The organism is Paenibacillus mesophilus (genome assembly GCF_005938385.1).
Classification (GTDB): Bacteria; Bacillota; Bacilli; order Paenibacillales; family NBRC-103111; genus Paenibacillus_AB; species Paenibacillus_AB mesophilus.
This window is the reverse complement of record NZ_VCRA01000015.1, coordinates 51,550-62,331: the sequence shown is the minus strand read 5'-3', so window position 1 is coordinate 62,331 and position 10,782 is coordinate 51,550. Positions and strand designations below refer to the sequence as shown.

Sequence of the window (10,782 nt, the reverse complement as noted above, 5' to 3'; positions counted from 1 at the left end):
GGGAGTGAGCGCAAATGTTTTTTGTCAATGCCCGTGCCATTGTAGAGCGTGAACGCGATGGGAAAACCGAAATCATCATTCAGACGCGCAACAAGCCGAACCAACCGAAACAATTGGAGCTGCCGGGAGGCGGAGTGGAGCAGTTCGAATCGCTGACCGCGGCGCTGCGCCGCGAAGTGAAGGAAGAAACCGGTCTCGATGTCACTTGGATTGAAGGGGAAGATACGCGTATCGATACGGAAGGGATCAATCCGAAAGTCGTTGTCGAATGTATTCAACCCTTTGCCGCATACCAGACCATTAAAGGCGGAATCGATTCGGTCGGTTACTACTTTATTTGCAGGGCGGAAGGCGATTTGCTCCAAGAAGGCGACCGCACGCAAAACCCCCGCTGGATCACGATAGACGAACTGGCCGAACGGATCCATAACGATCCGTTGCAGTTTATTAACATCGACTGTGCCGCCATCATGTACTATTTAAAACACCGCATCAAATGGCCGGGGTATTAATTGAAAAGCGCCAACATCGAGTCCCGAAGGCGGGGCTCTGTTTTTTTCTGTAAAAGCGGTACTGAGACTCCGATTCATAGCGCGGAAACGTTAGACTGCCCATCCGGGCAGTTTTTTTTGTTAAAAATTCACATAATTTGCGTTCACTTATGGGATGTTAAGATGAAGTGAAAAGCAAGATTTCAACTGAATAGCGGATCAGCTATGCAGGCGTGGAATGGATTGTTGCGGGTACGGGTCGCGTCTGTGTTATGGAATGAAGCCAATTCAATCAGCGACAAAAAAACTTTTGGTGGCGATAGGAATGGGAATATTTCAAAAGATTTTCAGTCGTAAACGGAAGACTGTAAAAGATAAGCCGGAAACCTACGAAGCGAAGGAACAACTTCATTCAGATATTGGCGCAAACTTTAGTGTAGTGAAGAAAGCTTTTGGAAACAGCAAAGATGTGATCATGGGAGAAATTATTTTAGATCCGTCAAGTTTGTTTAAAGTCGGGTTTATTTATATGGAGGGAATGGCTGATACAGCCAATATTCAAGAAAAAATTAAACAACCCCTGCTCATGAGAAGCAAGGATATTCTGCAACAATTAAACATGCCGCTGCTAGATCATTTCGAAATGATTAAGAATCATATCCCTGCGATCGGGGAAACAAAACCGATTCATGACTTCTCTGCTTTGTATAAATCCATATTGTCCGGTGAAACCGTCATTCTGGTCGAAGGATATACATACGGTTTCGCCGCCAATACGACAGGAGGGTATAAACGTGCTGTAGAGGAGCCGACTACTCAATCTGTTGTTAGAGGCCCTAGAGAAGGTTTTACCGAAACCTTGGACACCAATATTTCATTAATACGGAAAAGAATCAAAACCCCTAATCTCTGGTTAGAAACCTTAGTCATCGGAGAAGTCACCCAAACCAATGTCGGGATTATGTTTATTAACGGCATTGTCAATGACAAGATCGTCGAAGAAGTAAGAATACGGCTTGCACGCATTGAAATAGACGGAATTTTGGAAAGCGGCAATATTGAAGAACTGATTCAAGACGAAACCTTTACTCCATTTCCCACTCTGTATAACTCGGAACGTCCGGATGTGATTGCGGCGGGACTGCTCGAGGGGCGAATTGCCATTCTTGTCGATGGAACGCCGTTCGTACTTTTGGCACCCGCCCTGTTTGCGCAATTTTATCAGTCTGCCGAGGACTATTATCAGCGTGCCGAATTTGCTACCCTGATCCGCATATTGAGATATGCTTGCTTCTTTATTTCCTTGCTCGCGCCTTCACTGTATATCGCTGTAACGACGTTCCATCAGGAATTGCTGCCCAGTTCGTTATTGTTCAGCCTGGCCGCCCAACGGGAGGGCATTCCATTCCCGGCGTTTGTTGAGGCATTAATCATGGAGATTACTTTTGAAATCCTGCGTGAAGCCGGCGTCAGACTCCCCAAAACGGTAGGTCAAGCGGTATCCATCGTCGGTGCATTGGTCATCGGTCAAGCAGCGGTGGAAGCGGGATTAGTATCGCCGGCAATGGTAATCGTAGTAGCCATCACGGCTATCTCCAATTTTGTTATTCCTTCGTTTAATATGGGGATCTCCATCCGTATTTTACGGTTTATATTGATGATTTTTGCGGCGACCTTCGGCTTATTCGGAGTAACCGTAGGATTGATCGCCACCGTTCAACATTTATGCAGTCTGCGATCGTTTGGGGTGCCCTATATGTCTCCTATGGCTCCGTTCAATCTTGCGGACCAAAAGGATACGATCCTTCGTTTGCCTCAATGGGCTTTGTTTTCGAGACCTCGATTCATCAGTAAGAAGAATAGGATTCGGGAGGACAATGCCCCGACCACGAAACCGGAACGAAAGGGCAAGTAGAGGAGTTTACTGTGCTATGAAAAAAAGAAGTTATGTATGGGGCTTGGTCATTTTAGTTGCTGCAGCTCTTACAGGTTGTTGGGATCGACGGGAATTGAACGATCTGGCCCTCACGGTCGGAATGGGACTTGATAAAAAAGGAAATCATATTCAAGTAACCGCGCAAATCGTGAATCCAGGTGAAGTGGCATCCAAAAAAGGCAGCGCAATCCAACGATCCCCCATTACTTCGTTTAAAGCGACCGATACTACCGTTACGGAAGCGATAAGGAAATTAAGTGTGGTTGCGCCAAGACAAATTTTTCCGTCTCATCTTCGCGTATTGATTATTGGAGAAGAACTCGCGCGTCAAGGCATTTCCAAAGTGATGGACGGGATTTCAAGAAATCATGAATTCCGTTCCGATTTTTTTTTGATTGTCGCCAAGGGAACAAGTGCGGAGGATGTACTCGGAATCGTTACGCAAATTGAACAAATTCCTGCGAACAAGATGTTTAAAATGCTGCAAACTTCCGAAAGATTATGGGCACCGACAGTCAGCATGCAATTGGATAAGTTTATCTCCGATTTATCCAATCCGACAAAAGATACGGTTCTAACCGGAATTAAAATCGTTGGCGACAAAGAAATAGGGCCAACCATACAAAATGTAGGCGATAGTGAACCCGATGCGATTTTGGAATATTCGGGAGTAGCCCTTTTTAAGCGCGACAAGCTGGTTGATTGGTTAAATGAGGAAGAAAGCAAAGGGTACAATTACATTATGGGTAAAGTAAAAAGCACTGCCGGTCATGTGGCTTGTCCCCAAGGAGGATCAGTTGCTGTAAATGTTATACGTACCGAAACAAAGGTAATAGGCAAGGTCGTTAAAGACAAGCCGAAGATTTTTGTTAACCTTTATGTAGAACAGGATGTAGGCGAGGTGCAATGTAACATTGAACTAACGAAAGCCGAAAATCTGCGGAAGCTGGAAGAGCTCGGCGAAAAGAAGTTGACGGAAATCATGGAAAGCGCGATAAAAAAAGCGAAGAAGAATAAAGCGGACATCTTCGGATTTGGAGATGCCATAGAAGATACCGACCCTAAGTCTTGGCTGAAGCTGAAACAGGATTGGGACACTCATTTTTCCAACTTAGATGTTACGGTCAAGGTGGACGTGCAAAATCGTCGCTTAGGAACGACGAACAACTCCAAGCTTGAAAGATAGGAGTTCCTATTCGGAATGCTGGAATAGAGGTGTATGAATTGCTTGAGAAAGGAAAAATCGGCGTCCATCAATTTACCATATTAACGATTCTTTTTACCGTAGGCAGTTCGATTCTCATTGCGCCTTCCGGGCTTGCTCTAGAAGCCAAACAAGATGCATGGATTGCTTCAATAGCGGGCTTAATTGGCGGATTGCTCATGGTCATGCTGTACAATTTGATTACTGCCCGATTTCCCAAATCGACATTAGTACATTACAGTCAGGTAGTACTGGGCAAGTGGTTGGGAGGATCCATCGCTTTTTTATATTTTAGTTATTTTTTCATCCTCGGGGCTCTTGTGCTTCGCAATATCGGCGATTTTTTAACGACCCAAGTTATGCCCCATACACCGATCCAATACATTCATGCTTTTTTTTTGGTCGTCATCATTATGGGGGTTCGCAACGGTCTTGAAACGTTCACCAGAACGGCAGAAATATTTTTCCCTTGGGTCCTATTCTTTTTTTTCATCATGATCATTCTTCTTCCGCCCGAATATGATTTTCGTCAGTTAACGCCTGTGTTTGGTTATGGGATTAAACCGATACTGCGAGCATCAATCCCATTAATAAGCACCCCTTATATGGAACTTGTTGTATTTTTAATGCTCTTCCCGTTTATTAATCATTCTCAAAAAGCAAGGAAAGCTTTTCTGGTGGGTACGCTGATAGGAGGTGTCTTGCTAATCGCTATATCCCTTCTATCCATATTGGTATTAGGAGCCGACGTTACGGCAAAACATATGTATCCCAGCTATAGTCTGGCAAAAAAAATAAGTATTGGCGATTTTCTGGAGAGGTTAGAAGTCATTATGGCCGGTATTTGGTTTATTACCATATACTTCAAGTTGGCTGTATGCTTTTATGCATCCACGATGACTTTTGCCGAGTTATTCAAAATAAATGAGGCTAGGCCATTATATTTACCTTTTGGCATGATCATGGTTGTGTTGTCCATTATCGTCTATCCCGATGCAGCGTACGGTATAAACTTTGGTTCAAAGATTGATTTTCCGTATTCTTTGCCCTATGCCGTTATTTTTCCAATGCTAATACTGCTAGTCGCAATAATAAGAAAGAAGAGGGAATAAAAAAGCAATGTTTGCGATAGGGGGGGCCGCTTCACGGAAGTGGAGCGCATTCCCCCATCTCTTGCCTCAAGAGCTTCCTCTCTTTGCAGACTTTTTCAGTAGCCTCATAGTTGCTGTTGAATGAGCCGGATTGCAATCGGGCGATCGTCCGGGTCACGGACCAGCCATTCGCGTAAACCTGCATCGCTGTCTTCCGTTGTTCGGGAGGCGGCGATTTCTTTATTCCGGATCAGCCGGTAAGCCTGCTCGCCATCCGCCGCCTCAAACCGCAGCCTGACCGCAGCGTCGGAGCTGTACTTATCCAGGAAGCGCAGTGATTGTCCGGCCAGTTCGGGTCCGAACAGATTGCCGTATGCCCGGACAGACGCAATAGGATCTTTAACGGCAAGAGCGAGCGGACCGGCGGCGCATACAAGCGGATGTCCTTCGGAAGCGGAGCCGGCGAGCGGGAAAGCCTGGGACAGCGGATGGCTGCCGATGATGAGCTGGTGCCCGTCCGGGTCGGCCGCGATGAAGAAGTCCGTGAACAGCCCGCCCTTGTCCAAGAAGTTGACGATCGTCCATCCTTGCTCCTTGGCATTCTTATAGGCTAAGTCGACGTCCGGGACGCGGATGTAGAAAGCAGGCCGCCAATCCGCATGGTTCAGATCCAGCCGCCGGTCCATCAGCACGAGCAGCTTGTCTTCCCGCAGCGGGAGGAAGCCGACCGGCCCGTCCAACCGCTCGGGCGCCGCATCGATCCCGAGCAGCCGGCTGTAAAATGTCATGCTCTCCTTCAGGCTGCCGCACATGCAGACGACGGCGTCAAGCGAGCCGATCGCGAGTGTATCCGGCACGGGCTTCGGACGATTGCCGCCGAAGGAATAAAACGGGTTGAGTGTTATATGGTTGACGGGAGCGGACCGGTTCGCCCCGGCTTCTCCTAAGAGTGTTGTTGCCAAGGCGCGAATATGCGCTATTCCGCTCTCCTCGTCCGCTTTCGCCTGACGGAGCAGCCGCACCGCCTGCAGCCTGAAAGCCGGGTCATGCGGCGCTCCCCCGTGCGGGAAAGGAAACAGCTCGCGCAGCTTTCCGAACGACTCGCCGACCGCCTCATAGCAGCGCTTCACTTGCTGCATGATTTCCTTTATTACATTACTCTGTTCGCCGGATTCACCGCACTCGTACTCGATCCGCTCACTCCAGAACAACACGGACTGTTCCCGGAACCACCCGTATAGATGTACATTGGACGCGTTGCCAAACGGGTCGACCGTCCCCTTCTCGAAGGCGGCGATCCATTCGTCATAAGCCGGCAAGCCGCCCGTGCACGGCATGAAGGTGGGGTCGTTTCCTTCGGCATGGCGAGTGACCCGCTGCAGCAGGCGAAGCAGCCTATGATCCGGGCGCCTGCGTTTTTCGTCCAATTCTCCGTCGAGAACGAACGCGTACAGCTCTCGGGATATAGCTTTGTCGATCTTCGGACTGCCCGTATAAAGGCTGCTATATGGAATTTCTTCGCAGGCCTGCGGGTCGACGGCATACAGTACTTGTTTCTCGTCGTCGTAGCCGTAGACGAGAGCAAGCTCGTAGGAGATTGCGCTGCTCACAATCGCAGGCACCCCTTTGTCGATCGACTCTCTGATCATGTCGAGGGTGTACAGAAAATTTCGGGTTTTATGCGGGCTGGAACCGGCATTTTTGTAGTGCTGATAGTCCACATAGCGCGAATGGTAGCCAAGATTGAGCAGACCGTTGGAGATGAACGTATCCCAATCCCAGATCATCGGACTTTCGGCGCCGATCGTCGAGCGACGAACATTAAGTACGAATGCATAGCCCGAGAAGCCCGTCACTTCCGCCAAAGTAACCGGCCTGCCCATGCTGCGCAGGATATGGTAGATGGCGTTCGGAAAAGCGGCTCCCGGATGAACCGGAGGCTCCTCCCTGATTCCCGGCTTCGTCAGAACGACTTTTCGGCCGCCTCCGCGTGTATCGCTGTGAGCCCGGATACGGCTTCGGATGTCCAATTCGATTCGAATGTCTTCGGCTTTACGGCGAATGCGGGACAGTGCCTTATGAATCGTATTGACGTTCGTGTCCCAATAGTCGGCGATTTCCTGCGGGGACAATTGCTCGTAAAAATGCTTTACGAACACCTCCCGTTCCTTCGGCCCCAGCGCTTTAATAACCGCAGGCAGCCACTCCGCAAGCGGAACTTCCTCGCCGGTATGCGGAGGTACGGCTCCACCTGCTTCGCCCTTGCGTTTCGCATAATGGTGCAGCACCGTGTCCAGATCGCGCCAATCGGGCTCGTTATCGCCTGACGTATGCGCTCCCGCGGCGCCCAGTGCCGTGAATGGCCTCTCATGCGCATGCGGGCCGCCTCGCCGCAGCTTCATCATGGCCTGGTTGCGTACGATCGTTCTCAGCCAAGGAAGAAACTTCGACAGGTCCGTCATCGTGCCGAGCTTCAAGAAGGCGCGGATCAGCGCTTCCTGTACGATATCCTCCGCCAGGTGGTGATCGGGGGTGATCTGCTTTGCCCAGGCGAAAGCCCGCCCGCGGTGTCGGGCCAGCAGCTCGTTATAGGCTTCGCGGTTTCCGTGCCGCGCTTGTTCGATCAGGGTTTCATCCGGTGTTAGATCGGGGGTATAATCCGGTATCATACGTCCTCCTCATTCAGTCAAAAACCGTACTTATGTTCTCTTCGTGATGGAGTGGGCCTTTTCCTTTTCCATGCAACTGCGACATTTATTTTCGGAGCGGTGTCAGGTTTCGAAGTACATGCGGCATCGTAGTAGTGGAATCGAAATTAGCCGTAGAGCAGAAAGAGGAGAGTTCATGCCCGTTATTCACAAAGCGACGCCTACGCCGGTCGTCGCCTCCGTCATTCCGACGTTTTACGTCGAGGAGCTGGAAAGTGCCTTGGCATGGTATTGCCGGTGCCTCCGCTTCAAGGTGCTTGCCTTCAATCCGAACTTTGCAACACTCGAAATGTCGCCCGGACGCATTTGCTGGATTAACAAAAACGCGGCGAAAAAGGGTCAGGGTACGACTAATTTTCATGTCCGGGATACGGAGGAGTTCCACCGGCATCTGGTCCGGGAGGGCGTGGATGCGGATCCGCTCGAGATCGGTGTGGCCGGTACGTTTTGGTTCCAATTCCGCGATCCGGACGGCAACACGTTTGGGGTGTGGAGCGGGCTGTTCGGCTTGAATGAAACGGAGAACGTGAACGGACCGGATTTTCCGCAGATGGTCTCCTACACATTCGTCAAGCTCCCCGCGATTCGTTGCGCAGGCGTAGAGGTCACTGCGGATATACGCGACCCCGAATCCGCTTTGTCCGACGCCGCCTCGGAGCTTGTCCGTTTGACAGCCGGTCTTGATGGCGCGCTGCCGGGCCTTCTCTGTATTAACCCGATCCTTGAGCGGTACACGGGTGTAACGGAGCATAAGCTGCTTGTATGCCGTAAGTTTGCGGAGGATGCCGCCGTACCGGAACAACTGCTTGAGCAAGTCATTCCGGAGCAGCATTACGCGGTGTTTTCGTTCGAGCGGACCAGGCATGATTTTAGGACGGATTACCCGAGGGTGTACCGGTGGCTGGGCATGCAGTTCGGGTTTCTGAAGGCGGCCCCGGGTGCGCCGAATGCTTACCATTTGGAGTTTACACATGAGGATAGCATTGAAGTATACATTCCTTATGCGGCCGGGCCGAATGAAACGCATGAATATTGTTAATCGGATCGGCAGAGGGTCTGCGACTGTAAGGGATTCATATGAAGGGGAGGACATGGAATGAATAAGCAAGCGTTAGGAGAGTCTGAGGTCTCGGCGAAAAACAAAACCGTATTCAATCGGATAGGCTGTCTTTATTTGCCGGTAGATGACAAGGACGCTATAAACAATTGGTATAAGAAACATTTCAACTCCTCGGGTACGCGGGATTGCAGTTTGTTTTGGGAAACAACGGAAGAAAAAGGGTTGACCTGCAATTTCATGACGGATGAGTGGATACCGGGAGACAGCTATGAAATGTTTGCGGTTCGTTTTGAAACGGACGCGATTGAAGAGCTGTACGAGCGTCTGTCCGCCGCCAATGTGAAATTGGAGCCGCTGCGGAATGAAGACGATAACGGGCTGACGTTTGTATATACCGATCCGCAGGGGAACAAGTTTCAAGTGTGGCAGCGCACGGGTACCGTGACACAGCCGCTGCGCGATGAAGTGCCCGCTTTCATGGGGGTGGCTGCTTTATTTTTCCCGGCGAGCGATCCCGAATCTACCCGTAAGTGGTATACGGAGTTTCTGGGTGTTGAAGGGAATGAATCGGGGCAGCCCATGACCCGTACGGGACAACAATTTTATTTTTATCGATCGTTAGAGCCCGGACGGACGTTGAACTTTTATACAGGTACGGGAGAAATACAACATATGTCCATCGCGATGATATCCGTATTTGGGGTTGAAGAGATGCATCGTCGATTGATTGAGCAAGGGCAGAGGGTGCAAGAACGCATATTGGATAGGGAAGGCTGCGGGTTCCAGTTCCAGCTTTACGATCCGGACGGCAACAAGCTGGATATTTGGGATCTGCAGACAATGGTCGTACGGAATCGTTCAAGAGCGGACAGCCCGAACTGGAAAGAGCGATATAAGTTTCTTAATTGCTGCTTCAATGTGGACATGGATGTATTTTTGGCGAAAGTCGTCGAGGGAGCGCCTGGAACCAGACACAAGCGAATCCAGATTTTGGATTATGCCATCTTGCGCGAGTCCGATCCCGAAGGTTTGAGAGAGCTTGTAGGAGCGTTGGAACAGTTTGGCCGGCAGTATCCGGACTGGGCGTTTGAGATCGTATACCGTGAAGGACCGAGCATTTACGCATAGCGGCTGTTCGACCATTCTGGACTGAAGCGAGGACGCTACCAAATAAAAGAGGTGTCTCATGACCGCAAAAAGGATAGAGCAGCTAACTATTGGAATTCCAGTCCATAATCTTCAAGAAGCCGCCGGATGGTACGAGACTTATATGGGCTGCGAGGTTGTCCCGCCCATGCTGGGCTATGTGGATCTGAAATTTACGGAAAATCAAAAGCTGCTTTTGTTTAAGCCTAACACAACGGACAGTAAAGAAATCTTTTATGCAGGAGCAAATTACAGAGAAAACCCGCATTATTTGTTGCGCGTGACGGTGCTTGATATTGAGGGTTTTCATGAGTCTCTTAAAGACTCTGGCGGTCAAGTGGAGGAAATTATCGGTGAACAAGGTGCCGCATTGGGACGAGCGTTTATTTTTAGCGATCCATACGGAAATAGATTTTTGGCATGGAGCGGTTTCCATTGTGACTCCAAAAACGACTTGCTCAAGGATTTGAACCGTTAAGTTAACGGATGCGGATAGTGAGATGAAACTGCGGTAGTCCAGGACTGAATTTTCCCGTCCGGGGCTGCCGCATTTTTTATTTTTCAATATTCCTTGACAAGAATATTCCTTATAAGATATATTTAGTTCATGGAAATGAAACCTAACCCATTGGAGGAGTGAACTTATGAATCAAGGAAATGCGGCCAATCAGGCAACGGCATCCGTAGTCGACCGGGAGCTTATCGTGAAACGGGTCTTTAACGCGCCACGCGAGCTTGTGTTTCAAACATGGACCGATCCCGGGCACTTGCCGCATTGGTGGGGACCGCAAGGCTTTACGATCACGGTGCAGGAGATCGATGTCCGGCCGGGCGGTGTATGGCGTTATATTATGCATGGTCCCGACGGAGTCGATTATGACAACAAAATCTCGTACATCGAAGTCGCCAGACCGGAACGGCTTGTTTACTTCCATGGCGACAGTACGAATGACGAACAGTTTCGAGTGACCGTAACGTTTGCCGAGCAAGGCAAACGGACCGAGCTTACGATGCGATCCCTGTTCCGATCGGCGGAGGAGCTGGAGAAAGTAGTCAAAGAATACGGGGCTATCGAAGGCGCCAAATCGACGCTCGATCGTCTGGAGAAGCAATTGGAGAAGCTGGTTTGACAAACCGCCGCAGAAC

General features: G+C 49.8%; 9 protein-coding genes. 8 read left to right on the top strand and 1 reads right to left on the bottom strand.

From position 1 onward, the window contains the following. Window positions 1-14 precede the first annotated feature (14 nt). The 4 genes from FE783_RS23960 (at window position 15) to FE783_RS23945 (ending at window position 4,743) form a co-directional block, all read left to right on the top strand. Window positions 15-512, top strand: a complete 498-nt coding sequence (locus tag FE783_RS23960; protein ID WP_138881923.1) for an NUDIX hydrolase — start codon at window positions 15-17, stop codon at window positions 510-512. A 304-nt stretch (window positions 513-816) separates the two neighbouring features. Beyond that, window positions 817-2,406, top strand: a complete 1,590-nt coding sequence (locus tag FE783_RS23955; RefSeq protein ID WP_138881922.1) for a spore germination protein — start codon at window positions 817-819, stop codon at window positions 2,404-2,406. Window positions 2,407-2,422: 16 nt separating this feature from the next. After that, complete coding sequence (locus tag FE783_RS23950) at window positions 2,423-3,613, top strand: Ger(x)C family spore germination protein (RefSeq protein ID WP_158301997.1); 1,191 nt, start codon at window positions 2,423-2,425, stop codon at window positions 3,611-3,613. A gap of 38 nt (window positions 3,614-3,651) precedes the next feature. After that, window positions 3,652-4,743, top strand: coding sequence for a GerAB/ArcD/ProY family transporter (locus FE783_RS23945; RefSeq protein WP_138881920.1), 1,092 nt, complete (start codon window positions 3,652-3,654; stop codon window positions 4,741-4,743). A gap of 104 nt (window positions 4,744-4,847) precedes the next feature. Here FE783_RS23945 and FE783_RS23940 read toward each other — a convergent pair whose 3' ends face one another. After that, complete coding sequence (locus FE783_RS23940) at window positions 4,848-7,391, bottom strand: sigma-70 family RNA polymerase sigma factor (protein WP_138881919.1); 2,544 nt, start codon at window positions 7,389-7,391, stop codon at window positions 4,848-4,850. A gap of 175 nt (window positions 7,392-7,566) precedes the next feature. On the opposite strand from FE783_RS23940, the gene FE783_RS23935 reads away from it, so the two are divergent. The 4 genes from FE783_RS23935 to FE783_RS23920 all read left to right on the top strand — a co-directional run bounded on the left by FE783_RS23935 (window position 7,567) and on the right by FE783_RS23920 (window position 10,766). Then, on the top strand, window positions 7,567-8,469 hold the full coding sequence (locus tag FE783_RS23935; protein WP_158301996.1) for a VOC family protein: 903 nt from the start codon (window positions 7,567-7,569) through the stop codon (window positions 8,467-8,469). A gap of 57 nt (window positions 8,470-8,526) precedes the next feature. Next, a complete protein-coding gene (locus FE783_RS23930; RefSeq protein WP_138881917.1) occupies window positions 8,527-9,618 on the top strand; it encodes a VOC family protein in 1,092 nt (363 codons plus the stop codon). A gap of 58 nt (window positions 9,619-9,676) precedes the next feature. Next, window positions 9,677-10,114 (top strand): VOC family protein, encoded by a 438-nt coding sequence (locus FE783_RS23925; protein ID WP_138881916.1) that lies wholly within the window; start codon window positions 9,677-9,679, stop codon window positions 10,112-10,114. 166 nt (window positions 10,115-10,280) lie between these two features. Continuing rightward, window positions 10,281-10,766: an SRPBCC family protein gene (locus tag FE783_RS23920; RefSeq protein ID WP_138881915.1), complete on the top strand. Its 486-nt coding sequence runs from the start codon at window positions 10,281-10,283 to the stop codon at window positions 10,764-10,766. Window positions 10,767-10,782 lie beyond the last annotated feature (16 nt).